Origin of the sequence: Leisingera sp. (assembly GCF_034669605.1) — a bacterium.
GTDB lineage: Bacteria > Pseudomonadota > Alphaproteobacteria > Rhodobacterales > Rhodobacteraceae > Leisingera.
In genome coordinates this window covers 1-25,074 of the sequence record NZ_JAXMOX010000050.1, presented here as the reverse complement: position 1 = coordinate 25,074, position 25,074 = coordinate 1, and the positions used below count along the sequence as shown (strand labels likewise).

The following is a 25,074-nucleotide window of genomic DNA, read 5'->3' as shown; positions in this document are numbered from 1 at the left end:
GAACACCATCCGCGCGGCAGGCGGCCGGGCCATCATCTATGACCGTATGGGCGGGCTGCTGCGCGACCATTACGACCCGGAACAGGACACCATCCTCAATCCCTTCGATGAGCGCTCTGCTGGCTGGTCTCCCTTCAACGAGGTGGTGTCACTGGAAGGCTTTGCACAGATCGCCGAGGTGATGATCCCGGATCAGCAAGGCGCCATGGACAGTTTCTGGACCCAATCCGCCCGCCTGGTCTTTCAGTACGCAGCCCGCGAGCTGGCAAAGGCCGGACAGACCACCAACGCGGACCTTCGCAAAGCCATCATGAAGATTCCCTCAGAGGAGCTGGGCAAGCTGGTGGCAGCGACACCCGGCGCGCTTTTCTTCGGAGAGCATGTTGCCAAGACCTCTGGCTCGATCCGCGCCAACATGATCACCGAGCTGCGGTTTCTGGAATACCTGCGCGATGATGCCGAACCTTTCTCGATCCGGGATTGGGTTGTGCATGACCGGCCCGGCTTTGTGTTCCTGACCGGCAACGCGGAGCAGTCGGCGGCGGTGCGCAACATCGTCTCGACCGTCTTTGAGGTGGCCGCAAACGCGCTGATGACCACGGAGGAAAGCCGCGACCCCAAGATCTGGTTTTTCCTTGATGAGGTGCCGACCCTCAACAAGATGCCCTTCCTGCCCAAGAGCCTTGCGGAGATCCGGCAGTTCGGCGGCGCCTTTGTTGTCGGCTACCAGGTGTTTTCCCAGCTGGAGGACATCTACGGAGGCAAGGCTGCTGAGACGATTTCCGGTGTCCTCAACAACCGGGTTGTGTTCAACACCCCGGATTACAACACGGCGCAGCGCTCCTCCCGGTCTCTTGGCGAAGAGGATGTGATCGAGCAGCAGGAAAACATCACCCTCGGCGCGCACGACACCCGCGACGGTGTGGGCATCGTCGGCCGCCGCACCCAGCGCGCGATTGTCACCCCGGCGGAAATCCAGTCCCTGCCCCAGTTCGTGGCCTACTTCCGTCCGGCCTATGACGCCCCGACCGCTAGGGTGCGTTTTGAGCCAGTACCCACCGCGGCCGCCGCGGAAAAGTTCGTCCCCTACAAGGGCAACGGTTTCGATGCCGGCGGAATGCAGGTCACCGCGCTAAACGTGGAAATCCAAGAGGGCGAGACCGCGGAAGAGGGCTTTGCAGCCCTGAAGGCAGAAGATCAGAAGGCTGAGTTTTTCCGCTTCCTGGACCGCGTGCGCCCTGAAGGTGCGGCTCTGATCGAGGATCCCGCCAGCATCTCGGAACGGGACTGGTACTGGCAGCACTTTGCCACAGCCCGGGTACGCGGCCGCGATGTGAAAGAGATCGGCCCGCCGGATCCTTACGCAGGCTTTGTCAGCAACGGGGCCGCCAAAGCCCGCGAAACCGCCGCGCTCCCCTACCCCGGCACCGCGTCGGCACACCCGGAACCGGAAGCTGCACTGGCAGCGGAGAGCCCGGGCCAATCTAGACCCTCGGGCGATGCGGAAGCCGCCGGCGGGCCTGCCCTGCCCCGTGTTCGGCGGACGCATCCGGTCAACGGCCATGCCCAGCCGGACCGGAAGACCCCGCAGCACCCTGTGGAGCTGACAGAGGTATTCGCCAAAACGTCCGCCGCCCGCGCCTTGCTTGCAGTTGAGACCGCCATCCGGGGAGTGAAGTGACATGATGTCGATATCCACCGTCTCGGCCGGGGCAGCGGCCAGCGGCTATTATAAACAGGAAGGCTATTACAAAGCGGGGACCGAGGAAGGCGAAAAGGCAGCCGCCTGGTTCGGCAAGGCTGCAGAGGAAAACAGCCTGACCGGCTATGCCGATGACAAACAGTTCGCGCAGTTGCTCGAAGGCCTGGCTCCAGACGGAAAGCTGATGGGCCGCTATGTGGACGGCGAACGGCAGCACCGGCCCGGGCTCGACCTCACCTTTTCCGCATCCAAGTCAGCTTCAGTGGCAGCCCTGGTGATCGGTGACGCGCGCATCATAGACGCCCATGATGCCGCGGTGCGCGCGGCTATGACTGTGGTGGAAGAGCGTTTCATAAAAACGCGCTTCCAGCAGGACGGGGAAATCGTCACAAAGAACGGGGAAGGCATCATTGCCGGAATTTACCGGCACGACACGTCCCGTGCGCTGGATCCGAATTTGCACAGCCATGCCGTCGTTGCAAACATGGTAAAAAACGAGAACGGCGGATTTTCGGCTCTCCGGAATGACGCCGTCTACAAAAACCAAAAACTAATTACGGAAATCTACCGCTCCGATTTTGAGAACCGGATGGCGAATCTTGGTATTGCCACGGAGCGCGGAAAATACGGCGAAGTGAATATTTCCGGAATTCCGCAGGAAGTGACCGAAGCTTTCTCCAAGCGGCGCCAGGAAATATTGCAAGCCCTTGAACAGAAAGGTGTAGAATATTCGGCCGATAATGCCAGCAAGGCGGCCCTTGCCACACGCGCAGCCAAACACAAGGAAGTCGACCGGGACGCGCTGCGGGAAACCTGGCGCGCGGATGCGCTGGCTGCCGGGCTCAGCCGGGACCAGCTGGACCTCGGCCGGATGGGGCACGCTGCCCCTCAGCCTGTGGTGCCGATTGATCAGCAGCGCCCGATCATCCCCCTTGCGGAACCTGGCCAGCCGACCGGCATGTTTGAAAGGGCCAAGGCCATGCTGACCGGCGCCGCTGCTGTGACGGGCGTGCCAACTGACCCCGGACAGGCTGTGGATCGCGCCATCGCGCATATCAGCGAACGGGAATCCGCTTACAGCCGGGCCGACCTCACTGTGGCCGCCATGCGCTTTGCCTCCGGCTCGGACTTCAAGGCGGTGGACACGGAAATCAACCGCCAGATCAAGGCTGGCCGGCTCTTCGAAAGCGGAAAGGACGGGCAGATCCTGACCGACAGGGCTTCGGTGAATCTGGAACGCTCCATCCTGGCCACATGGCGGCAGGCAGAGAAAGCCGGCGGTCTGGAGCTGAACGGGTACAGCGGGCGCAGCGGTGAAAGCACTCTGCTGACAAAACTCGCCGCTGCGGCCAGTCTCACCGGCGGGCAGCGTGCGGCAATACAAACGTCCCTGACCGGCAAAGGCCGCTATGTCGGGGTGCAGGGCTTCGCGGGCACCGGCAAAACCTTCATGCTGGAACGGATGGCCCATTACGCCGCCCAGAGCGGCTATGAGGTGAAGGGCATGGCCCCGAGCCACCAGGCGGTGCAGGAGCTGGCCAGCGTTCTCGGCAGCGCGGAAACGCTCGCCAAGGTCACTACCGCAGAACGCCACCATCCGCAGGAGGCGGACAACAGCAGGACCATCCTTGTGGTCGATGAAGCCTCAATGGTGTCGGCCCAGGACATGCGCAGCTTCATGGATTACGCGGAGCGCACCGGCGCGCGTCGCGTCGTCTTCGTAGGCGACACCCGGCAGCTCGACGCGGTTGCGGCAGGTCAGCCGTTCGCCCAGTTGCAGAAAGCCGGGATGCGGACCGCGGTGATGGATGAGATCCGCCGTCAACGCGACGAGGATCTGAAAGCCTCCGTCTATCACGCGATCCGCGGCGAGGTGACCTCCGCCTTCAAACGGCTGGAGGACAACGTGCTCAAGGTCGATAATCCGCGCCAGGACGCAGCCGTCCGATACCTTGCCCTGGCCCCGGCCGAACGCGAGAGCACCCGGATCCTCACCCTCACCAACGCAGCCCGCTCAGAGGTCAACGAGGCGGTGCGCACTGGCCTGCGGCAGGAGGGCAAGCTGGCAGGGGAAGAGGCAAAGGTGAGCGGCCTTCTGAACCGACAGCTGACCGAAACAGAACTGGCCGACGCCCGCAGCTACGCCCGCGGCGATGTGGTCATATCCGTGGCCACCAGCAAGGAATACGGCCTTCGGAAGAACAACCTCTACGTGGTCCGCGAGGCCGATCACCGGGGCAATAAGCTGACCGTCGAGCATGAGGAAACCGGCACCCGGTCAATCCTTCCCCTTGATGCCAGGTTCAATCAGCGGGAGCTTGGAAAGACGCTTGTGGCCTACGAGCGGGAAGAGCGCAGAATGGCCGCAGGGGACCAGGTGCGGTTCCGGATCACAGACCCGGAAAGCGGCATCAAGAACGGTCTCCGGGCTGAAATCAAATCAACCGCCGGCGGTGTCATTGAAGCCGAAACACCGGACGGCACCCGCATCACCGTACCAGACAACAGCCTCGCCGCCCGCGGGCTGGAGCATGACTACGCTGCCACCGCGCACGCCGTGCAAGGCGAGTCCGTGGACCGGGTGATCGTGGCCATGCGGTCCACCGAACGGCTGGCGACCCGGAAGAGTTTCTACGTGGAGATCAGCCGGGCGCGTGATGAGGCAATACTGCTGACCGAGGATCCCGAGCGCCTGTCCAGGACCATCGAGCGGGAAACCGGCCTCCGCCAGACCGCGCTCGATACCTGGATGGATGGGCGTCTCGCGGGTACCCGTGAGCGGCAGCCCGAAGAGGAGAAAATCAGGGAACAGGCTCAGGAGAAACCGCACGAGGTGAAGGAGAAAGAGGCCAGGGAGAAGGACCCGGAGACTCCCACCCTGCCCGGCCTCCTCGATGAGAAGATGAAGGAATTTGAAAAGCAGGCCGAATTGATCCTGCAACGCCAGAAGGAGATTGAACGATGAGTGAGGCATCGCAGAACGTCAGGATTGTCCTCGGACCGGTGGCCCGGCTGCTGATTGATGGCCAGGACGGGAACCGTCCCAAGGCACTGGACGACGCCATTACCGGTCTGCTGGAGCAGCTGGAGAACGCGCAGGCCAATGCCGGTGGCAACGCCCCTTTGGCGGCGCGGCTCGCCGCCCTGGAGGCGGCCGTTGCGCACCAGACGGAGGCGCTTCAGAGCCTCACCCATGCCGCCACCCTGGAGATGAAAATGACCCGCGTGCTGATCGCCTCGCTGATGAGCGAGAGCAACGAGGAGCATCAAACGATCCTCGCACTGGCGAATTCGAGCGTGGAAGAATTCCAAGCGAAATCCCGGTTGCTCGGGGATGCCGAGCTGGAGAGGTTGCGGGAAAACGAGGCCTCTGTTCAAACAGCAATCCTGCGGGACTTGGAGCGCGGCGGCCTGGAACAGGAGCTGAAAACAGAAGCGGAGATCGAGCGGTGAGCACCTGGCTGAAACGGCCGGAAAGCGGCCTGCCATTCTTTGGCTTCCCGTGCCATTCGCGTGGCACGGTGTGCCACGACCGTGCCATCCCCTGTGGCTTGGCCCTTCCGGCCCTTAAAAATAAGGCTCCACAAGGGTCTAGCAGTACCCGATTGCCGAAATGCCAATTTTGGCAATTAAATCAGCGCCTTGCGCTGATTGCAGCTTTGCTGCGTGATGTGTGGACCTTCTATGAGGACCGAAGGGCCGAATTGGGCGTTGCTGGCCCGAGCCATCAGGGAGGGCTGAGCCAAAAGCCCGCTTGTGGAGCGGCGCAAAGCGCCTCAATTCCCCTCTGCGGTCAGAGGTCACGGACTGCGCTTTCGGCCGTCCTGATGGCGCTCCTGGCTCCTGCGGCTGTCTCTGCCGGAGACTGGTCCAGCTCCGGCAGCTTCGACCTGAAAGAGACCACCGAAATCCGCGAAAGTCTGGCCTCTGCTCCGGCTTCCTCCCAGGGCGGCTGGAACTTCGCCAAGAGGGAAAGTGAGTGGGTCGCTCTTGATGCCTTTGAACGCTCGCGGCCGGGAAAGCAGCCCCCTGCCCCGGCCACCTTCCGCCTTCCCTCCGGCTCCAATGTCGAGCAGTTGTTTGCCCTCATCGCATTTGCTGAAGCTCCCGGCGGCCGCTATGACGCGATCCATCACGGCGCCAAGGTGAAGCCCGGCAAGAAACCCTCGCAGATGACGCTTGCGGAAATCTACGCTTGGATCGACCGCACGCCGGGCCAGCCCCATGCCATCGGAAATTTCCAGATCATACCTTCGACTTTGCTTAACTTACAGAAACGTCTGGGCCTGCCTGACGGAACCCGGTTCAGTCGGGACACACAGAACCGTATGGCCGCGCTTCTGATTTCTGACGCCGGGTATCAGAAGTTCGCGGCTGGCCGGATGTCACGAGCCGCGTTCATGGACAACCTGGCGCGCATCTGGGCTGGCCTGCCGCTGGCATCGGGCAAGTCTGCTTATCATGGATATGCCGGGAACCGCGCGACAATTACTCGGACTTTCTACGGTGACCAGATGAAAAAGATCTTTGACTCCGGAACAGCGCGGATCACAGCAGCCTCTCTGGCGGCTCAGGCAACACCTATGAGCACAGACTGGACACAGCTGGGGCAATGATCCGGACCGCCGCCCACCCACCCGTGATAAGCGCACGGGCATCGCGGAAGCGGGGTTCAGATATTCCAGTTCAATGTCGGCTGGAGACAGGCAAATGGGAAGCCTTCATGGCGCAAAAGGCAGCTATCCGAGCTTCTGAAGGAGGGCGCTGAATGCGACATGCAGGCAGCCGGTCTAGTACCCGCCCCCGGCGATGAACAATTGGAGCGGCGGTTTCTGAACTTGTCAGCCTCGCCTCCAGACTGAGAGCTGATCAAGACTTCGGAAAAAACCGCCCGATCTTACGCCGCACAAAAAGAGGAAATACACGGCCGCAAAAAGCCCTGACCAGACCCCGAAGATCGAGGCCCAGGATACGGTCAGAAAAAAGAGTGCGCCGTGTACAGTCAAATGCCCCTCCAAACCACGGGATGCCCTGGTGTAGGGCGTCAACCTCCTTGTCGGTGCCGGACAACGTGGTTGTCGCTCATCACCCTGGACACATGCCGGGGCGGCTCAGACTGTAGCAGGTTTCCGGTTAACAAATCCGGCCGGGGTTACCGCCGCCTGCACTCCGCCCGGTTGAGGCTCTGATGCGGGCAACTGCTGTTTCCAGTTGCCCGCATTTCGGGGCAGATATCAATGCTGCGGGGATACTCCCGCCCTACCGCGCCTTGGCGATGATGCCATCTTTGCCAACGGCTGCAATGCTATCGGAAGTGCGGCGTGCCAGATCCACTCCGTCGGCGGAGATGCTGGCTTCCGCGAACTCTGTCTTCTTCAGCACAGATCCGTCGGCCTCCACCCAGGTGGTCTCATTGCCGCTTTCGCGGGTGATCGATCCATCATGGCTAATTCGGATCGAAATCCGGGCCTACGCGCTCACGGTCCAGCGGCGCTACGCAAGGTGCGACTGGCGCGGCAAGATGGCTACATGGAGCGGCTGAACGAGACGGCTCAGGACTGGGTGCCACATGTCCGACGACTTCGACCCAATATGGCCTGGGAAGACGTGCTGAGGATCATTAATGGCCCCCTGCCAAACGGCCACCACTGGACGCAAAGCCGCCTGCTCCGCACCGTGAAGGCATATGTGCGGGACGGGTTCCTGCCGGATGAAGTGCTCGGACGCGCTGGACGTCGCGAAACCGACGACCGCCTGCCGGCAATTGTCGCAGCTATCAAAGGCGCGGATCCTGATATCACGCTGCAGGCAATCTGCGACCGACTGGAATCCATGTGTGAGCGCACCCCTCGTGGGCGAACCAACTGGCAGCGGTCCTCTGTCAGAATGCTGCTGGAGTGGGCAGAGCGCCTCGGCCTTTTGTAGGCGCCAATGGTCGGCAAACTACTCTTGTCCCTCGGCCATAATCTTCCAGAATCATCGCCTCAATTGAACTAAAACCACCTAAATATCCAACAAAGGCTTGGGGTTAGTTCGCGCAAGCAGAAAATATCTCGAAGGACACCGGCTTCGCCAGATGCAGTCTTTGTCGTTAGTAATCAATGCGTTATCTAGCGCAGACCCCAAGCGCTCGAATTGGTGCTGTGGATAACTTTTCCACTACATCTAGATTCTTCTTGCCGGACTCAGATGTTCATGGCATTTCCATTCTGACGGCAAAACGCGTCAGACGTGGCTTCGGCCGTCAGAACGAAAAAGAGCCTTAGCAAAGGCCATGAGAGGCGGCAGAACATGGATGATCGAAATACGGGCTACGCGCAAGGCATAGGCTCTTCCGATATCGGAGCATTCGCAGACAGTCTTGCTGAGTCGCTTGACCGGCAAATGAAAGTTGCGTTCGAGCCAGAAGAACGCAAGTCCTTGCGCCGCTTCAGCTCGACCGAGGTCGCCGAGTTGCTGCGCGTTAGTACGTCGAACCTGCGCAACCGCCACAAAGATGGCAGCTTCCCAGAAGTTCACACTGACGGTCGCGGTCATAGATTCTACACGGCCGAAGAAGTTGACGACCTCCGCAACATTTTGGCGCGGACGGGAAAAAATGCTGACGCGTACCGACCCGGCCGCCGAGACGGCGACCGTCTTCAGGTCATTTCGGTCGTGAATTTCAAAGGCGGCAGCTCGAAGACAACAGCGACGATACATTTGGCACACAGGTATGCCCTGCGCGGCTACCGTGTGCTTGTGCTGGACCTCGACCCGCAAGCCAGTTTGACGACCTTTTTCGGCTTCCGGCCTGAGCTCGAATTCGCCGAAGGCGGCACGATCTATGACGCCTTGAGATACGAGGATCAGGTTCCGCTCTCGGAGGTCATCCAGAAAACATACTTCCACAAGCTCGACATGGTCCCGGCTGGCTTGATGTTGTCCGAATACGAGACCGAGACAGCGAATGCCCTTGCACGCAGGGTTCAGCCGATTTTCGCAGAGCGTCTTGCTCTGGCGTTAGAGGAAGTCGATTCCGACTATGACATCGTGCTGATCGATTGCCCTCCGCAGTTGGGCTTCCTGACGTTGACTGCATTGGCAGCGTCCACGGGCCTGCTCGTGACGGTGGTCCCCGGCATGCTCGACATCGCTTCGATGAGTCAGTTTCTCAAGCTTGCTTCGGAAACCGTCAAAGCCGTCGAAGAGGCGATTGGACGGCATGTCACTTGGGACTTCGTAAAGTTCCTGATCACACGCTACGAGCCCTCGGACGGACCACAAACGCAAATGGCCGGGTACCTGCGTTCAATCCTTGCGGGCCAAGTCATGACCGAGCCGATGCTGAAGTCAACAGCCATTTCTGACGCCGGCATGACTCAGCAATCCATATACGAGGTAGACCCGAGCCAGCTCATTCGGAAGACAATTGATCGGGCTTTGACCAGCGTGAACAGCGTTGCCGATGAGCTGGAGCAGACAATCCAAATGGCATGGGGGCGTCGCTGATGGCCCGAAATATCTTCAACCAACCTCCGAAGGACGAAAAAGAGTCGGCAGCACCCTCCCCTGCCCCGGTCAAGTCCACGAAGCTACCTGGCTCGGTTGGAGGATTGCGGGATTCTCTCCGAGAGATCACTGCCAACTCAATCCGAGATATCGAGCCCGACCGGATCGATATGGATGGTCTCCGGGATCGCCTGATCCTGGAAGATAGTAGCATTGAAGATCTCGCTGAAAGCATTCGCAAGCATGGTCAACAAGTGCCGATCATGGTTCGCCCCTCTGACCAACCGGATCGATACCGCATCATCTACGGACGTCGCAGGCTTGCAGCCATTCGAAGAGTTGGTGGAACCGTCAAAGCGATCGTTCGTACGCTCGATGACGATGCTTCTCTGATCGCGCAAGGTCAAGAAAACAACCTGCGGCTGGATCCGTCTTTCATTGAAAAATCTCTTTTTATTAAAGAGATGCAAGAAGCTGGTTACAAGCCAGGCGTCATTCAGGACGCTCTAGGCCTCACCCGGCAAGGTGTGTCGAACCATCGTGTAGTCATCGAGCAACTGCCTGACGAGCTTGTCCGGCTTATCGGCCCGGCTCATGGCGTCGGTCGACGCCAATGGGGTGATTTGGCTGCACTTTCAGAGAAGGTTCCGCTTGTCGACATTGCGCGTGAGACACTTGCCTCTCTCCCTGACACCACTCCAAGCTCGGACAAGTTTCAAACTGTCTACGTCGCTTGCTCCAGCAAGGCGCGTGGCGCGGCCAACCAAAGCGCCCGTGGCCAAACGACCGTGGTAAAGGACAAAAGTGGTAGCCCTGTCGGGACACTTTCAGTCGATGGCAAGTCGATCGCTATCAAGATCACCCGCAAGGACAACCCGGAATTCGGCCAATGGCTCGAAGAGCGCGCGGAAACCACGCTGCAACAGCTTTTCGAACAATGGCAGAATGAGAGAGGCTCGGGGACCTGAACCCCGATCATAACCAAGAACACGAGCAGAGGAGAAAGGCGAAGACCAAAAAGAAAAGAGCCCCCCAAGGTTTCCCTCGGAGAGCCCTCATCATCTGATTAGCACCTATGATGTAGCAATCTCCGACATAGCGGTCAAGAGTCACCGATTCGGTGGACGTTGTTTTGTTGCCTTTTCTCGCCAAAAACGGCGTGAAGAGCCGGGGAAGTTGTGGGCCGCAACGGTCGTCGTTCAACAGATATGGCATTCACAAAGCTTTCCGTTCAGACCTTTGGTGTCGGCAAGGGCACCCCTGCCACGTCCACACCTGAAACCGACATCTGGGCAGTCTTCCGCGCGCTCAGAGACACTCGCAACCTGTTCGGTCTCCGTCCAGGGCATGTTCAAACGCTCCAAGCGATGCTGAGCTTTCTCAAGCCTGGACATGGAGATACGGTGTTCGCTTCCAACGACGAGATCTGCCGCCGAATTGGCGGGATCGATGAACGAACCCTCCGTAGACACATCGATCGCTTTGTCGAACTCGGTTTTATGAAGCGCCACGACAGCCCAAATCGCAAAAGATACCGAGTGAAGTCGTCCGAAGGTCAGTCCATTAGCTATGGCTTGTCGCTGGCTCCGTTTCTGGCGTGTGCCGGCGAACTACTTGCGGCAGCCCAAGAGATGGAAAACGCGCGTCGGGATCGCGTGTTCTTGCGAAAACAAATCCTAACCAGACTTGCACATCTCGACGAAACTGACCCCGAGAACAAACTCACTCATCAGGTACGCCGAGTTCTTCGGAGGAAGCTCTCGATCGCGGAGTATCGTGCTTTGCTCGACGAACTGGAAACTCAATGCAAACAGATGTCCACCACGGTGGACGCACCAGAAACAGTGAAATTGCCCGCCAATGACGGGCAAACTGTCCGGCACCATTCTAAGTCTAAAAAAGAACAAAAAGATTTAGAAAGCGCGAGCGACAGAGAAACACCTCCCTTGCAAACACTCACAACCGTTTGTGACCAAGCCACATCGTTCGCCACGAACTCACTTAGGACCTGGCACGATGTCGAAAGCCATGCGAGAACACTCGCTCCAATGATGGGAATCCACGAAAGCACCTTCGAAAGCGCTGCTAAGAAGATCGGCTCTCAAAAAGCATCGTGCGCTATCTTCATAATTCTCCAAATGAGCAATCGCATCCGAGACTTTGGAGCGTACTTCCACAGCATCACGCTCGGTCGCAGAGAAACTGACTTCAATCCATCACTCTTGTTGGAGAGGCTTTCTCGTTCTCGGACAGCCCCTGCATGATGTCCACCGCGGTGGACATGTTGAGAGGCAGAGAAGGGCTGTGAGAGGGGTGACGGGAAGTGAGATCGGAAGAGTGGCTTCCGGTGCCCGTCGTGGAGAATATCTGATGGCGAAATCTGCCCAGAAAATCACCCGGTCTCCCTCACGGGATATCCCCTTCGACAGGCTCGTGCTGAGCCAGTCCAACGTCCGGCGTATCAAGGGCGGCATTTCTGTCCAGGAACTGGCCGAAGACATCGCCCGCCGCGGGTTGCTGCAGAGCCTGAGCGTCCGGCCCATTCTGGCTGATGATAGTTCCTCGACCGGTAAGTTCGAAATCCCCGCTGGCGGTCGGCTCTTCCAAGCCCTGTCTCTCCTGGTGAAGCAGAAACGCCTGGCCAAGACGGCGCCCATTCCCTGCATCGTGCGGGACGCCAATTCCGCGATCCTCGCCGAAGATGACTCGCTCGCTGAGAACATGCAGCGCGCTGCCCTGCATCCGCTCGATCAGTTCCGCGCCTTCGTTGCTTTGCGCGAGAAGGGCCAAGGCGATGAAGCGATCGCGGCCGCCTTCTTCGTTACACCGCAGGTGGTCAAACAGCGCCTGAAACCTGCCGCCGTGGCCCCTGCCCTGCTCGAGCTCTATGCCGTGGATGAAATGTCGTTGCAGCAACTGATGGCCTTCACGGTCAATCCGGATCAGGAGCGCCAGGTTCAGGTCTGGGAGGCGATCCGGTCTAAGTGGAACAAGGAATCCTATCAGATCCGGCGGATGCTGACCGAAACCTCGGTGCGGACCTCGGACCGGCGCGCCATTTTTGTCGGCGTCGAGGCCTACGAGGCGGCGGGTGGCACCATGTTGCACGACCTGTTTAAGGGCGACGACGGCGGCTGGTTGGAAGGCCCTGCACTGCTCGATCGTCTGGTCAGCGAGAAGCTTCAGGCTGAAGCCGAAGCCATCGCGACCGAAGGTAGGAAATGGATCGAGGTCTCGCTCGACCTACCCTATGGCTACAGCCATGGCCTGCGACGGCTTAGCGGCGATCCGGCACCGATGACGGATGAGGAAGGCGCGGCCCATGCCAAGTTTCTCGCCGAATATCGGGCACTCGAGGAGTAGTACGCCGGGCAGGATGAATTCCCCGAAGAGATCGACGCGCGTCTTGGCGAGTTAGAAGTCGCGATGGAGACTCGAGACTCGGCCGTTGATCTTCGACGCGGAGGAGATCGCGCGGGCAGGGGCCTTTGTGGCGCTTGATAGCTATGGCGAGCTTGACGTCTATCGGAGCTTTGTGCGGCCCGAGGATGAGCTTCGGGAAGATGCCGACGTCCACCGCGGTGGACAGGCCGTAGGCGGGCAGGGCGCTGAGCTTTCAGCGGGGAGTAATGTGGATGGTATCGGCCATGGCACGGTGATCACTTCTGCTTGTCAGGCGCTTGGCGGGCACCGTTAAGTTAATGCGGCTGGCCGCGTAAAATGCGACATGGCGGCATGACCGACGCCCGTTTCTATCGCCGCCACCATTTCCCGCCCGAAGTGATTGCTTACGCTGTCTGGCTGTATTTCCGGTTTCCGCTGAGCCTTCGGATGGTTGAGGATCTTCTTGCCGAGCGCGGCACCACTTTATCGCATCAGACAGTGCGGGCCTGGGTCGAAAAGTTCGGATGGGAATTCGCAACAACAATCCGCCGCCGGTCGGCTGGCAAGCTCGGCGACAAGTGGCATCTGGGCGAAGTTGTCGTCTCGATCAGGGGACGCAAACATTGGCTTTGGCGGGCCGTTGATCAGGAAGGGTTCGTGCTGGAGGTCCTGGTCCAAGCCCGCCGCGACCGGCGGGCTGCTCTTCGCCTGATGCGCAAACTGTTGACCCGGCAAGGTCATCCACCGCGTGTTTTGATCACCGACAAGCTTCGCTCATACCCAGCGGCAAGGCGTGCGATCATGCCGGGGGTTGAACATCGCTCGCACAAGGGTTTGAACAACCGGGCCGAAAACTCCCACCAGCCTATCCGAAAGCGTGAACGCATTATGAAACGCTTCAAGACGCCTCGGTACATGCAGCGCTTCGTCTCCATTCACGATCCGATTGCAAATCTGTTTCACCTGCCCCGCCACGAGATGACATCCGCAGAAGTTCGCGAGCTCCGCACCGCCGCCATTGATGCGTGGCGCGATATCGCTAATCTCCGAGCCGCGTGAACATCGCAGCCAGCCCCAGCTTCGGGCAAGGCCGGTTAACTTTACAGTGCCATGGCTGCACCTTGGCCGAACTGATTGAGGAGCTGCGGTTTTACGCCCGTGCGTCTTTGCTGATTGTCGATGAAATCGGTTACCTTCCCATCACCAGCGGCGGCGCCAACCTGTTCTTCCTGCTGGTCAAGGCGCGATACGAAAAAGGGGCGATGATCCTGACGTCAAACCGCGGCTTTGCCGAATGGGGTGAAGTCTTTGGGGAAACCGTGGTCGCAACCGCACTGCTGGACCGCCTGTTGCACCATGCCGTAGTGGTCCAGATCGAGGGCGCCAGCTACCGGTTGCGCCAACATGCTGACTTGATCCCCGAGCACACCAGCGCCCATGCCAACAGTGCACCGCCGCTCCCGCCGAAACGGCGCGGCCGTCCACCAAAAAACGGAGGTGCCGATCACCATCGCGGCTGATCGCCGAACCCGCGAGGTGGAGCAATTTGCGCCAGAACTTGGGGAAATTCAATCCAGCATTTATAGCGCGAAGACCTGGCGCGGGTCGTGGGGCAGGGGGCCTCGGTCGACCTGCCGGTCGAGGACCTCGCCGCCGATCTGGAGGGGCGGGCGTTCGGGATTGCCTAGGTCGCCAGCGGCTGGATGTTCCGGACGCGACCCGCCTACGCGCCCGCGATCCGCGCTGCGGCGGACGTGGGGGATCAATTACTGGACCTGAGTGAGTTCGACGTCGCCGTTCTGGCCGCCATCGCCTACCATCAACCGATCACCCGCGACGGACTCAAGGACATCTTCGGCAAGGAGATCAGCCGTGACCTGATCGGGCGGCTGTATGCGCGCGACCTGGTCGGGACCGGGCCAAGGTCGCCCCGGCGAGGGGCACCCTATACCTTCGTCACGACCGAGCAGTTTCTTGTCGCCTTCGGGTTGGAGAGCCTTCGCGATCTTCCCGATCGGGAGCAGCTGGTGGATGCTGGGGTTGCGGCGGAAGCACCACAAGTCGATTTCGGGTAGCACGTTGCCGATCTTTTCGAGCGCTAAGGCACTGAGACAAAGATATTGTTTTGCCCGCAGCCTCATATCTTGCCGGTCTCCGTTGCCGGTGCCTAGTGCAAACTCGGTCGTTCTGTTTATCGTTTCATCTGTAGTGCAACGATTCATGCGGAGAGCCAGAAATATTCATGATTTCAAGGTGATAATCGTTTCGTCCTTTTGACGAAGGCGGCTTTTGCCTCCTGGCGCCTTAATCGTTGCAAAATCCGTGAAACGAAAACTTGCGCCAAGGAAAAATGTAGGTGTATCAATATCCTAATCGTTTCACACTTGCGGGATATCGTTTCATGGCCTTGTCGGATCAAGACATTCTCGAATTTGTCGGCGAGAACCCGGGCGCCGGACGCGATGCCATCCGGAAGGGCGTTGCAAGGGATGTGAGCGAAACCACCGTATGGCGTCTCTTAAAGCGCATGGTGGATGAGGGGCGCCTCGAAGTATCCGGCAAGGGCAGGGCGACGGGATACAGGATTGCCGGGGGCGCGGTCGTCCGGGCGCATTTGACGACGCCATATAACAGGCGAGCTCCGGTATTCTATCGACCGGATTTTCTCGACGCATACGTACCGGGAAAGACCTGGTATTTGTCTGCACCAGACCGCGAAAGACTGTTGGAGGCCGGCCGTCCGCAGGGCGGCGCAATTCCGGCTGGAACATACGCGCGCCGGATCCTTGAACAGCTTTTGGTCGATCTCAGCTGGGCGTCGTCCAGGATGGAGGGTAACACCTACGACATTCTGCAGACCGAGCGACTGATCAGGTTTGGCGAAGAAGCTGCGGGAAAGGATCGAAAAGAAGCCCTGATGATCCTTAACCACAAGGAAGCCATCCAGTATGTCGTAGACAATCTTGATGAGATCGGGCTGCGGCGTCCGGATCTGTTCGCGATCCATGCGCTGCTCTCAGACGGTCTTTTGGCGGACCCGGCGATGTCGGGCCGGTTGCGTGCGATGCCGGTCGGGATCTCGCACTCGAGCTATCGACCGCTCGACGATGCGGTCACGATCGCAGAGGAGTTCGACATCCTGCTGCACAAGGCTGCGCAGATCACCGATCCGTTCGAGCAGTCCTTTTTCCTCCTGGTGCACATCCCGTATCTTCAGGCCTTTGCCGACGTCAACAAGCGGACCTCGCGCGTGGCCTCGAACATCCCACTTCTGAAGTCGGATCTTGCGCCGATGTCGTTCACGACGATGGACGACAGCGACTATATCGATGGGCTCATCGGGGTCTATGAATTGAACAACGTCGCGCTGTTGCGCGAGGTCTACATGGACGCGTATTTGGCTTCCGCCGAAAAATACCGAATTCTCCGCGCTGAGGTGGAGAGCCCGGAAAAGGCTGCCCTTGCCTATCGGGATTTTGTTCGCGCCGCGGTCCGGCGTTGCGTTCTCGAGTTCAAGGAGTTCCGAAACGGTGCGGTTGATGAGATGGCTTTGGCTGCTGGCGTACCCGATGCTGATCGAGCAGACGTTGTCGCTTACGTCCGTGAGCAGATCGCAGGGCTCCATGAAGGCAACGTAATCCGCTATAGGCTGAAACCAGATGATCTGGAAGGAGTGAACCTACGCTAGATCGTCGATCGAATCGGACCGAAGAACGTCGACGCATAAGAAGCGCATTCAATCATTGCGATAGTCGTTGCAATGATGGGCATCCAAAATAGTGTGGTTCGGAGAGGGTTCCGATAATGTCTTCAATGCTCAAGTTTTTTCGAATTACATTCTTTCTCGTTCTGTATTTCTTCTTGTGCATTGTCGTGGTGACCACAATGCTTCAGGGTTGGCCGGTTGGCGGGCAGATGCTTTTTGCATTCGGTGTTCCTGTCATTCTGGTCTGGTGGCAAGAAAAGCGGAGATCGCGGAAAGTCGCTGCAAAAGCGCAAGCCGAGGGAAGTTCCGAAACCCGAACACCCCGACCTGAGCCGGTAGCCCGACCAAGTGCCTACGACAAGCGTATCGAACGAACTCGCGAAGCCATTGCTTCCCAAGCACCGGCTGCAGTTCAAGCCTACTCCCCACCAAAGCAGGACTACGCCGAAATCGTTCGCGCTGGAAAGTCTGCAGCGCCAGCTCTTTCCGCGGCGGCTGAACGAAACCAGCCCTCGCGAATGGCATCGAGCGTATCGTCCCGATCAACGAAAAGCGGGTGGGTCCCGTCTAGCGAAACAGCTTGCGTGGCCGGCCGCAACATCGGCGGGATGGTCTATGTCGGCACGCCTCCCTTGCTGAACACCTACGGGTATCGTGACAAGTGCCGAGCCTATATCGATCCATCCCTGTCGGTCGCGCGCTCTGGAGCCGACAAAGCTGGTGAAGATATGCCCTACTGGCCGGGGTACTCGGATATCTCACCTCAGTGCCGGGCGACCTACCTCGACTGGTTGGCCAGCGGGCGAGCCGATGCCTCATATAACCCCGGCAGTTGATTTTCACTGAGAACTGACCCGGTACCATGCGCTCGCCTGCCGAGGCATTCAGATTAGCGGCTTAATCTGAGCAGGTTCCGCTGGGTCAATACACATTCTTCGTGTTCAATCCTTCCGCACCCGCCGCCAACCGCAGGAGCCCGGCCAGATCGCCTTCCAGGGTCGGTCAGATCAAGGCCAGTACCCTCCGCCGCAGGCGTCAGCACGATCCGCTCAACCAATGCCTGCAGTGCCTCCTTCGCCTCTGCCATGCCGTCGGCTGTGCCAAAGCTGCGGATCAACCGGGAGACCCGCTCCCGGTATCGGTAATCTCCAAGCCGCGTGAACATCGCAACCAGATCCAGTCGGTTACTTCACAGTGGCTTGGCCTTATACGTCAGGCACTGCGACCGGCTCACCTCGAACCGCCAAACTCTACTTTGGCCGTGCCTCGCGGCAGCCACCAATGATTTCACCTCACCAACAGCACTCCCCTCAAGCAGCCTGTTCCTTTTTGATAGCCGTAGAAAACAGCCGATCTATTTGGGCAAAGATCCTCTCGCGGACTGCGGGGCTTTCAGCAAACAACTCGTGCTTGGCATTTTTGATCAACTCCAAACTGCCACCGGGCCAGCGTTCCATGCGGTTTTGAATCGCGGGAATGTCAACGATTTGATCCTGATCGCCGCAGAAGGTGATGCATGGGATTTGCGGAGATGCCACGCCTGACAGGCTCCGGGTTTCTCGAAGCGCCTGGAACAGCCAGCCCATGCTTGGTCCGCCAATTTGCAGCTCGGACAGCGACAGGGCCTGACTTACCCAGTGCTGATACATATCCGGATCGTTTGTAAGCTTGTTGCCTTCGAACGCAGAGCCCAGAACATAGGTTTGACCGGTATAACCGGGGGCATAAATGTGGCCTCTTCCCAAGGCTTGAGCGGCCCATGTCAGAGGCCACGCTGCCATACGCTCAATAAGGGAAAGTTTAATCCCGAACATCGGTGCGGTGAATGCACACGCCGACACTGGCAGGCCTTCCGTCAAAGCGCGAAAGCCAATGCAGGCACCCATCGAATGCCCGATCAGATACCAGGGTTTCGGAAGATTCAGCTTCTCTGCAGCCTCGAACATCGCGGCGGCATCCATCTGAAATTCGGAAAAGCGCTTCACATGGCCTGTCTTCCGGTCCCCGGTGACCCGGTCAGCGAGACCTTGCCCGCGCCAGTCGATTGCGAATGCCGAATAGCCCAGCCTATCGAGATCCGCGGCGGTGCGGCCCCATAGCTCTATGTACTCTGTGCGACCCGGGAACAGGAACACAGTGCCTTTGCAAACCTGGCCGGTTTTCCACAGCCCCGCACGGAGGCGTACATTGTCTTTTGCGTGTATCCAATAGGCCGACCCGTTTTCAGGGCCTTCAGCTGCCTCGGAGTAGTAAACTGCTTTTTCCATTATCAATAAGTCTCTTCACTATAAGTTTTTTCAGGCACAACCAGCTCGCCTGCGGCACGCCAGAGCCGCGTTCCGCGGCGGCAGCCATGATAGTGCTCAGGCCGCATCCGCAAATTTTCTGAATTCCTGCTCCTGTGTTCGCCAGAAAAGACTGCCGATTGCAACCACCACACTGCCGGCCAGCAGAATTGAAAAGCCGTGGAACTGGCCGACAAGGAGAAACGTGGCGGCGAGCAGAACAACGACAAAAACCATCTTGAACCACAAAATTTTAACTGGGGCTTCCTGCCGGCTTTCTTTTGTCCCGACAGGCGGTTCTGCTACCGCAGACAGGTCCAGAACCCAATAGATTTGGGCGAAACAGACAAAAAATACAAAGCAGGTAACGAACAGAAGAAGGAAACTTGTGAAGAACGGGGACGGACTCTGGTCAAGCCAACCCCACTCTGCGTTCTGCACACCGAAAGCTGCTCGCATATCGTTGATCAGCCAGTCTGCGACGGTCGCCCCATCTGATATCAAATACGCGGCATTCAGTTTTATGCAGGTGGCAAGCAGGATCCCCAAAACCGTACAGCGAAAGATCCCCCGCATGATTTTGGTTCCGGCTTCGCGAACCTGGCGCTGGTGCTCTTCATTGGTGTCAAGCTCGGGGGCACTGCGCACTCCGCAGTAGTCACTGACAATCGTGTAGAGCAAGAGAAGACCGATGAAAAAGAACCAGTAGATCATACCAGAATAAAGGAATGCGAACATGGACACCATGATAGCTTCCGGGACCGATGCCACCTCGGGGCGGGCGAGGACCACGAGGATCCAATCCAGCATGGCATTACCCGGGTCGCCCTGCAGGAGCGTGCGCAAATACACTCCTGCCCACTGAACAAAAAAGACCATCAGAAAACAAATCAGGAAGATCGCCCAATATGAAGAGGAGAATGAGTCCACCTTGCGCGTCCAGCCTTCATCGTCAGTCAAATCCCCGTGGATCGCTGCCAGCGAAGCGCGCCCGTCTTCTTTCCAGAATGACAGCAGCTCTGCCGCGAATATCAGGAACAGCGGCAGCAAGGCCATCTCGCCAACGGTCCAGCTCAAAGACCAATAGAACCCGACTTGTTTGTCCAAGCCCTCGATCGGGCTGTAGGTGACACTGTGGACACCCATGATATAGGCTAGGAACCAGAGCGCTCCGCCGCTAGCCCAAACTGCAATCGGCAAGTTCAATGAGTTGCGGCCGTGGAAAAGGGCTTCGGACGTCCTCGCCAGGCTGAACCGCCGCTTTGGCGGGACTGCGGCGGCATCCTGTGGTCTTACCTCTGGCACAAGCGCCAGGTTGCTCAAGGCGGCATCCGGAACATGCAGCTGATCCTGCGGCGCGGACTTTCTTTTCTGTCGTCTCTTCGCCGCCAGCCGCGATTGCGCCGCAGTCAGTTCTGCCTGCCATTCGCTGGTTGCTGCTGGGTCTCCGCACCCGAACACTCTGGCAAGCCAGCGGATATTGTCTGCACTTATTCCCTTCTCGTTGTCCTGAAACCAGAGCTGAACGGTGCGCAGATCAATGCCGGTCCGGTTCGCATCGATCTGAGAAATTGCATCGGCAAGCAGATCCGGCGTCCAGGGCCCTTCAGGGAACCCGTCCTTGTCCACGGGCCGGCCGACGCCGGCGGCTGCAGCCTGTTTGAACAGGTCTTTGAATGTCCCTCCGGTCGATGATGGAGGCTGAAAGAATTTATCTCGTTTTAACAATAGCTTAAAAACTTTCTTTTCGTTATGTTTCGCAAGTCTTCGTATCCTATCGTGCCACTCGCTTGAATCGACGTATTCAGCACGCTGATTCAATTTAATGGTGTGCTAACCAATGAACAACGGCATCAAAGAAGCCATAGAAGCAATGGGTGTGCGGGTCGGAAAACCGCTCAGCGGGTACGAGCCAGCCGCACGCTCTCTCAAAGCCTGTGAACGCCCGGAGGGGGCTGCGCATCGTGCCAGGAAAGGTGTCAGAAAACTGGCGGTTCCGGTCGCCCAGGTTGAGGACGCGCGGGGCAAGACCGGTGTCGCCTATTTCTGGAACACGGGAGAATTTGAACTGGATTGGAGGTAGCCGTATGCGCAGCCGTCATCCGGTGTCACCCCGTTTCATCAGCCCGAACAAACTCTGCACAAGGTTCAGCTGTCCAGCGGCATGCCGCCGGGTCATGGCCCTGAGTGCTCCGCCCGGATTGGCTATTGGAGTAACCGGGTGGAAGCGGTTCCGGTCGATGAGCAGAACACACAGCATTGCCGCGATTTCTCCCATTTCACCGGCAGCATCCTGGTAGGCAGAAGGGTGAATGCCGAGGGGATGCAGCCGGTCAATGGCAGCGTTTATGAAATCCCGCTCATGAAAGTTTGTCCTGTCGCCGCGGGAGATCATGACCTGCATTTGCATGTCGCTGGAACAGAGGCTGAACAGCCTGTTCAGCGTAAGACGGGCCCCGAAGCTTCGGACATCGTCCTTGTGAACCCGATCCGGCGCCGCATACTGTTTTTCTAAGCAATCTGCACGGCCGTCAGGCTGTGCAGCGCAAACATCCATGCTTGCCCGCTTGCGGGCAGCCCAGATCTCCACGGGATCGTTACAGGGTACAATTTTTTCTTGAGTTGTATCTTGTATATAGCGGCGGACATCTCTGTCCGGCAGGGCGGACTCTTCATGCTTCGTTTCGGCGAAAGCCTGCAGCTCTTCAAGAACCGTGCTGACCTCACCCAAATGATCCCGCAACGCGCTTGCTGACACAGAAGCGTTGTAGCGGGCGGGCCAGCCGGTGAATTCCTGCGCCAGCTCTGACAAAATCTGGCTTTCGGGATATACCGGCTGCAGTTCCATCAGCAGTGATTTGATCCGGCGCTTTGCAGCACTGACTTTCTGCTTCAGCACAGACCGGTCAATCCTGCCGGATGCAACATCGGCCTCCAGACTTATGAGGCGGGGAATTGCTTCAATCAACGGAGTGAAAACGATGCCCTGGCGGAACTCTTCACCGTTAGCCTTCCGGTAGCGGCAGCGGCGGCCATTCATAGCAGCTTCGTTGCGGATGAAACCGAAGACCTGCTCCAGGGCTTTTTCTATGCGCCTGACCGTCCGTTCGTCCTTGCCGGTCTGGTATGCGATATTTGACTGCATAGAAAAGCAGACCGGCTCCATTGCCGGGTCGGTCCAATCAGATGGCCTGGTTTCGTCAATCATGGCGAGCACAACGGTCAACTGGCCATCATTCATTCCGAGTGCAGGGGCTATTCGTCTCAGCACGCGCTCGACGTCGCTGCGCTGCATGTTTCCTGGAAGTACCGGAAAGGTTTTCGCCTCATTCTGTGAGGCATGGGCATATCTGCTCAATTTCTTGCTCCGTGTCATTGAAGCAAGGCGGAACGGCTTACGAATAAGGCAAAAAATCTTTGTTCGCACGAATGCGTTTTCACTTGCCTGCTATGCCGGGGATGCACTAGGAAAAGGGTGACAAGTTATTTTCCTGCATCCCCCCGTATTGGCTACGCCTTGCGGGGGTTTCGCTTTTCAGCGTGATGTGATGGGCTGTTTGTCCTTTCAGGGCTGAAGTTTCTTGCATGCCGGTATTCAACCCGGCGGTTCGTCGGTGAACGCCTGCACACGCTATTTCCCTGCGCAGTCCATGGCGGGGCACCGCACGGGTCCCTGCAAATCCTTGGCTATCCTCCTGGTCTCCGTGCTCACGCAATGGCGGGTGAAACAAAATTCGAGATGCACAAAATTTCACATCGGTTTGTTTTCGTCTGTTGACACGAAATTGATAATCGTGGCAAGCGTCGATTGCGGGATGCGGTGGCTTCTCGTTGAACAATCATCTTGCTAGGAAGCCGTCGCCAACAGGGGACGACACATGCCGATAGAGAGACATCAATCCTTGGTCACGGTCGCTGGCGTAAACAGCTGGAAAAAGGCGGGGAAAGTCTTTCGAGTTCGGTATGACCTGGTAAAACCAGGGGTGAACAGCGGTGCGCCGGCCTACAACTGTATTTACATTGTCGACGGCCAGGAGCACGTGCTGGTCGCGACCAACGCCAGGCCGACCGGGTTCATTGAAGAACGTCAAATCAGCCTTTGGCCGGGCGTTCTCAAAAAGCACCATCTGCAATACGGAGACGGTTCAATGCTGGTCTTCAATCCCGAAGACCAAACCCTCTCTACCTGGATGGTCGGGCCCGATGGCAAGGCTGAACTCAGCTCAACCGGCGAGGACAGCACCGGGGCGGACAACTAACCAAGGCGCCGCACGCCCGGAGATTGCGGGCAGTCCATTTCAAACTGTGCGTGAACCCGCAGCTACGCCTCGTGGCGGGTCTGCTCCACGTATGCACGCAGCCCGGGCATGCGCTGAATTTCCTGATTCTCAAACACATTCCGAATTTCGTCCGCAATGGACGAGATCCCGCGGTGTCGGACCCGCGGGTTATTTCTGTGCATCTGAAACAACGAAAGGAACGAGGGATATGCACATTTCGAAGACCCTGAAGACTGCCGCGATGGCTGCGGTAGTGGCTGTGGCTGGAACCAGCGCAATGGCGGCCGGTTCGGACACCGGTGTTGAAGCCGGTTTCTATGCGCTCGGCCAGGACCTGAACACCATTCTCGATGGTGCAGGTGGTTACGTCATCTTGATCCTGTCTGTGATCATCGGTGGCGCAACTCTGGCAGTTACCGGCCGCTGGGGCCATGTTTTCATTGCCATCGGTGTTGCGGTTTTCCTGGGCTACGGCGTCCAAACCGCCACCAGCCTCGGCGGTGTTACTGCAAGCACCGATCTTCTGGAGCTGCCGGCCGTGGAGGCCCCCGTTTCGGAAACCGTCACTCAGTGATCCGGACCTGCTTCCCGTGCCTTCGGGTGCGGGAAGCAATTCCTGGAAGGAAGAGGCATGGACAAGGTCGTTAAAGTGGAACAGAGGCTGCAAGACCCGCCGCAGTTCTTTTTCCTGCCTGCCGATGAAGCGGTGGCCGGAATGTTTCCTATTGTACTGGGCCTCCTGGGCCGTCAGGCGTTTTTTGGCTTCGCAGCCGGGCTTGCGTTTTATTTCATCTGGAAACGTGTGAAGGGCGAGCGTGGATTGCATGGGCTGCTGGCTCTTCTCTATTGGATCACTCCGAAAGAGATCACCATCTATCGGTCCTTCCCGGATAGCGCTGTCAGCGCCTGGAGGGCGTGATGAACTTTCAGAACATGAACAAAGCCCTGAACCGCTCCCGGAAAGCGGTACTAACTCTGGGCGTTGTATCGGCTGGACTGGTTGGTGCCGTCGTGATGCTGTCGGCCAAGCTCTATTCGCAGTCAAATCAGGTGGTTCTTGTGCCTACTACCGTCAGCGACGGGATGGTGGCGCGCGGAACAGTGGATAAAGGCTATGTTGAGGCGCTTGCGCTGGATGCGGTCTATGCGATGTACAATAGCTCGCCCCGGACCCTTCATTACGGGCGCAGTGTCCTGGAACGGCTGAGCGGCCCGGCTGAGCGGGCCGGCATCCTGGATACTTACGACCGGATTGCCAAGGACATCACTGAACGCAAGATCTCGACCGTCTTCTTTCCCCGGAAGATCGAGCACAACTTTGCCACCTATGAAGTGGTGGTTGAAGGTGACCTCGCCACCTACCTGGAAACAACTCAAGTCACCCGCGAAGACCGCCGGATTTTGATCCGGTTCAAGCCGCAGGCCGGTTCAGTCCGGCTCGCCGCTATCGGGAAAATCTCAGCGGAGGAGTGAAGCTGACCATGATGAAGACTTTGAAACTGGCTGCGGTCTTCGCAGCCGGGCTGGCGGCGGCTGGCCCGGTGAATGCGGCAGATCAGCGTTTTACCGTCTCAGAAGATGGCCTTGTCCGCTTCAAGGCATCTGTCACCGGCATAACCCGCGTCAGTGTCGTGGGCGACCGGATCACTTCGATTGTCAACGACAACGAGGCTTCGGTCTATCAGGTCCGCAACGACGAAAAGACCGGGGATTTATTCCTCAAATATGCAGGCCCGGAAGGAATGCCGGAAAAGGAAGGCGGCTATCTGGTCACGGAAAAGGGCCTGACGGTTGCCTATGAAATCCTGCCGATCCGCGCGAGCACGCAAACCGCGCTGATCACCGTCAGAAGCAAGAACCCGGAACCGGAGGCTGCTGCGGGCAGCGGCGGCTTCGCCGGCACCTCACTTGGCGGCGGCGACGGGTTTGCAGCTCAGCTGACAGCCGCGACCCGCGACACCATCAGATCGAAGATCCGCAGCCCGCGCCCGGGCAGCGCTCGCCATGGTGCGCTGATCACCTCGCACCGCACCGGTGAGCTGGTTGGCGAGGTTCGTGTGGCTGCGGCTGGCAAGTCGCCTCGGCAGGTTCGGGAACAGGAGTTTTACCGGTCCGGCGTGCTGTCGGTTTGGGTTCAGAAAAAAAGCCTCGCTGCCGGTGAGCGGTCCTGGGTTGTTGTTGTGAGGGCGAAGTGATGGCGCAGAAAGACCGCAAAAAGAACCAGAT

General features: G+C 58.6%; 21 protein-coding genes and 3 pseudogenes. 20 read left to right on the top strand and 4 right to left on the bottom strand.

The features are described 5' to 3' along the window. The 4 genes from VOI29_RS08565 to VOI29_RS08550 form a co-directional block, all read left to right on the top strand. Positions 1-1,681, top strand: a 1,681-nt coding sequence (locus VOI29_RS08565) for a type IV secretion system DNA-binding domain-containing protein (RefSeq protein ID WP_323777870.1), incomplete at its 5' end; no start/stop codon positions are given. Position 1,682: 1 nt separating this feature from the next. Then, complete coding sequence (gene mobF / locus VOI29_RS08560) at positions 1,683-4,667, top strand: MobF family relaxase (RefSeq protein WP_323777868.1); 2,985 nt, start codon at positions 1,683-1,685, stop codon at positions 4,665-4,667. Next, positions 4,664-5,155, top strand: coding sequence for a hypothetical protein (locus VOI29_RS08555; protein WP_323777867.1), 492 nt, complete (start codon positions 4,664-4,666; stop codon positions 5,153-5,155). The genes mobF and VOI29_RS08555 overlap by 4 nt, the downstream gene beginning before the upstream one ends. Beyond that, the gene (locus tag VOI29_RS08550; RefSeq protein WP_323777865.1) at positions 5,152-6,318 is read left to right on the top strand and encodes a hypothetical protein; all 1,167 of its coding nucleotides are present in this window, start codon (positions 5,152-5,154) and stop codon (positions 6,316-6,318) included. Before VOI29_RS08555 ends, VOI29_RS08550 begins: the two co-directional genes overlap by 4 nt. A 643-nt stretch (positions 6,319-6,961) precedes the next feature. Here the strand turns inward: VOI29_RS08550 and VOI29_RS08545 are convergent. Continuing rightward, on the bottom strand, positions 6,962-7,084 hold the full coding sequence (locus tag VOI29_RS08545; RefSeq protein ID WP_323777863.1) for a hypothetical protein: 123 nt from the start codon (positions 7,082-7,084) through the stop codon (positions 6,962-6,964). A gap of 78 nt (positions 7,085-7,162) precedes the next feature. Here VOI29_RS08545 and VOI29_RS08540 point away from each other — a divergent pair. The 10 genes and pseudogenes from VOI29_RS08540 to VOI29_RS08495 all read left to right on the top strand — a co-directional run. Next, a pseudogene (locus VOI29_RS08540) lies at positions 7,163-7,627 on the top strand (recombinase family protein); the annotation flags it as partial. A 366-nt stretch (positions 7,628-7,993) separates the two neighbouring features. Then, complete coding sequence (gene repA, locus VOI29_RS08535) at positions 7,994-9,193, top strand: plasmid partitioning protein RepA (RefSeq protein ID WP_323777861.1); 1,200 nt, start codon at positions 7,994-7,996, stop codon at positions 9,191-9,193. Next, positions 9,193-10,161 carry a plasmid partitioning protein RepB gene (gene repB / locus VOI29_RS08530; protein WP_323777859.1) on the top strand — a complete coding sequence of 323 codons (969 nt, stop codon included), beginning with the start codon at positions 9,193-9,195 and terminating at the stop codon, positions 10,159-10,161. Before repA ends, repB begins: the two co-directional genes overlap by 1 nt. A 240-nt stretch (positions 10,162-10,401) precedes the next feature. Then, on the top strand, positions 10,402-11,457 hold the full coding sequence (gene repC / locus VOI29_RS08525; protein WP_323777857.1) for a plasmid replication protein RepC: 1,056 nt from the start codon (positions 10,402-10,404) through the stop codon (positions 11,455-11,457). Positions 11,458-11,563: 106 nt separating this feature from the next. Beyond that, a pseudogene (locus VOI29_RS08520) lies at positions 11,564-12,878 on the top strand (ParB/RepB/Spo0J family partition protein); the annotation flags it as partial. Positions 12,879-12,928: 50 nt separating this feature from the next. Beyond that, positions 12,929-13,636, top strand: a complete 708-nt coding sequence (locus VOI29_RS08515; protein ID WP_323777855.1) for an IS6 family transposase — start codon at positions 12,929-12,931, stop codon at positions 13,634-13,636. A gap of 62 nt (positions 13,637-13,698) precedes the next feature. Next, positions 13,699-14,097, top strand: coding sequence for an ATP-binding protein (locus tag VOI29_RS08510; RefSeq protein ID WP_323777853.1), 399 nt, complete (start codon positions 13,699-13,701; stop codon positions 14,095-14,097). A gap of 75 nt (positions 14,098-14,172) precedes the next feature. Then, positions 14,173-14,652, top strand: a pseudogene (scpB, locus tag VOI29_RS08505) (SMC-Scp complex subunit ScpB). Positions 14,653-14,978: 326 nt separating this feature from the next. Then, entirely contained in the window at positions 14,979-16,265 is a 1,287-nt protein-coding gene (locus VOI29_RS08500) for a Fic family protein (protein WP_323777851.1), read from the top strand. A gap of 116 nt (positions 16,266-16,381) precedes the next feature. Beyond that, positions 16,382-17,119: a TerB N-terminal domain-containing protein gene (locus tag VOI29_RS08495; RefSeq protein ID WP_323777849.1), complete on the top strand. Its 738-nt coding sequence runs from the start codon at positions 16,382-16,384 to the stop codon at positions 17,117-17,119. 474 nt (positions 17,120-17,593) lie between these two features. Here VOI29_RS08495 and VOI29_RS08490 read toward each other — a convergent pair whose 3' ends face one another. Both VOI29_RS08490 and VOI29_RS08485 read right to left on the bottom strand, forming a co-directional pair. Next, on the bottom strand, positions 17,594-18,550 hold the full coding sequence (locus tag VOI29_RS08490) for an alpha/beta hydrolase (protein ID WP_323777847.1): 957 nt from the start codon (positions 18,548-18,550) through the stop codon (positions 17,594-17,596). Between the two features lie 96 nt (positions 18,551-18,646). Continuing rightward, entirely contained in the window at positions 18,647-20,296 is a 1,650-nt protein-coding gene (locus VOI29_RS08485) for an RcgA family putative transporter (protein ID WP_323777845.1), read from the bottom strand. A gap of 112 nt (positions 20,297-20,408) precedes the next feature. Between VOI29_RS08485 and VOI29_RS08480 the strand changes: the two genes are divergently transcribed. Next, complete coding sequence (locus VOI29_RS08480; RefSeq protein ID WP_323777842.1) at positions 20,409-20,651, top strand: hypothetical protein; 243 nt, start codon at positions 20,409-20,411, stop codon at positions 20,649-20,651. Positions 20,652-20,666: 15 nt separating this feature from the next. On the opposite strand, the gene repC (VOI29_RS08475) is transcribed toward VOI29_RS08480, so the two are convergent. After that, positions 20,667-21,926, bottom strand: a complete 1,260-nt coding sequence (gene repC / locus VOI29_RS08475) for a replication initiation protein RepC (RefSeq protein ID WP_323777840.1) — start codon at positions 21,924-21,926, stop codon at positions 20,667-20,669. 520 nt (positions 21,927-22,446) lie between these two features. Here repC (VOI29_RS08475) and VOI29_RS08470 point away from each other — a divergent pair. The 5 genes from VOI29_RS08470 (at position 22,447) to VOI29_RS08450 (ending at position 25,043) form a co-directional block, all read left to right on the top strand. Beyond that, positions 22,447-22,827 carry a hypothetical protein gene (locus tag VOI29_RS08470; RefSeq protein WP_323777838.1) on the top strand — a complete coding sequence of 127 codons (381 nt, stop codon included), beginning with the start codon at positions 22,447-22,449 and terminating at the stop codon, positions 22,825-22,827. Between the two features lie 229 nt (positions 22,828-23,056). Then, positions 23,057-23,422: a hypothetical protein gene (locus VOI29_RS08465; protein WP_222506016.1), complete on the top strand. Its 366-nt coding sequence runs from the start codon at positions 23,057-23,059 to the stop codon at positions 23,420-23,422. Between the two features lie 57 nt (positions 23,423-23,479). Then, positions 23,480-23,767: a type IV conjugative transfer system protein TraL gene (gene traL, locus VOI29_RS08460; protein ID WP_035919424.1), complete on the top strand. Its 288-nt coding sequence runs from the start codon at positions 23,480-23,482 to the stop codon at positions 23,765-23,767. Next, positions 23,767-24,321, top strand: a complete 555-nt coding sequence (locus VOI29_RS08455; protein ID WP_323777834.1) for a TraE/TraK family type IV conjugative transfer system protein — start codon at positions 23,767-23,769, stop codon at positions 24,319-24,321. The genes traL and VOI29_RS08455 overlap by 1 nt, the downstream gene beginning before the upstream one ends. Before the next feature lie 8 nt (positions 24,322-24,329). Then, a complete protein-coding gene (locus VOI29_RS08450) occupies positions 24,330-25,043 on the top strand; it encodes a TraK domain-containing protein (protein WP_323777832.1) in 714 nt (237 codons plus the stop codon). Positions 25,044-25,074 lie beyond the last annotated feature (31 nt).

Excerpts from the sequence above, each read along its gene's own strand:
- VOI29_RS08470 (WP_323777838.1), top strand. The coding sequence starts at position 22,447 with ATGCCGATAGAGAGACATCAATCCTTGGTCACGGTCGCTGGCGTAAAC.
- repC (WP_323777857.1), top strand. The coding sequence starts at position 10,402 with ATGGCATTCACAAAGCTTTCCGTTCAGACCTTTGGTGTCGGCAAGGGC.
- mobF (WP_323777868.1), top strand. The coding sequence starts at position 1,683 with ATGATGTCGATATCCACCGTCTCGGCCGGGGCAGCGGCCAGCGGCTAT.
- repA (WP_323777861.1), top strand. The coding sequence starts at position 7,994 with ATGGATGATCGAAATACGGGCTACGCGCAAGGCATAGGCTCTTCCGAT.
- repB (WP_323777859.1), top strand. The coding sequence starts at position 9,193 with ATGGCCCGAAATATCTTCAACCAACCTCCGAAGGACGAAAAAGAGTCG.
- VOI29_RS08465 (WP_222506016.1), top strand. The coding sequence starts at position 23,057 with ATGCACATTTCGAAGACCCTGAAGACTGCCGCGATGGCTGCGGTAGTG.
- VOI29_RS08515 (WP_323777855.1), top strand. The coding sequence starts at position 12,929 with ATGACCGACGCCCGTTTCTATCGCCGCCACCATTTCCCGCCCGAAGTG.
- VOI29_RS08455 (WP_323777834.1), top strand. The coding sequence starts at position 23,767 with ATGAACTTTCAGAACATGAACAAAGCCCTGAACCGCTCCCGGAAAGCG.
- VOI29_RS08500 (WP_323777851.1), top strand. The coding sequence starts at position 14,979 with ATGGCCTTGTCGGATCAAGACATTCTCGAATTTGTCGGCGAGAACCCG.
- traL (WP_035919424.1), top strand. The coding sequence starts at position 23,480 with ATGGACAAGGTCGTTAAAGTGGAACAGAGGCTGCAAGACCCGCCGCAG.
- VOI29_RS08450 (WP_323777832.1), top strand. The coding sequence starts at position 24,330 with ATGATGAAGACTTTGAAACTGGCTGCGGTCTTCGCAGCCGGGCTGGCG.
- VOI29_RS08555 (WP_323777867.1), top strand. The coding sequence starts at position 4,664 with ATGAGTGAGGCATCGCAGAACGTCAGGATTGTCCTCGGACCGGTGGCC.
- VOI29_RS08495 (WP_323777849.1), top strand. The coding sequence starts at position 16,382 with ATGTCTTCAATGCTCAAGTTTTTTCGAATTACATTCTTTCTCGTTCTG.
- VOI29_RS08490 (WP_323777847.1), bottom strand. The coding sequence starts at position 18,550 with ATGGAAAAAGCAGTTTACTACTCCGAGGCAGCTGAAGGCCCTGAAAAC.
- VOI29_RS08480 (WP_323777842.1), top strand. The coding sequence starts at position 20,409 with ATGAACAACGGCATCAAAGAAGCCATAGAAGCAATGGGTGTGCGGGTC.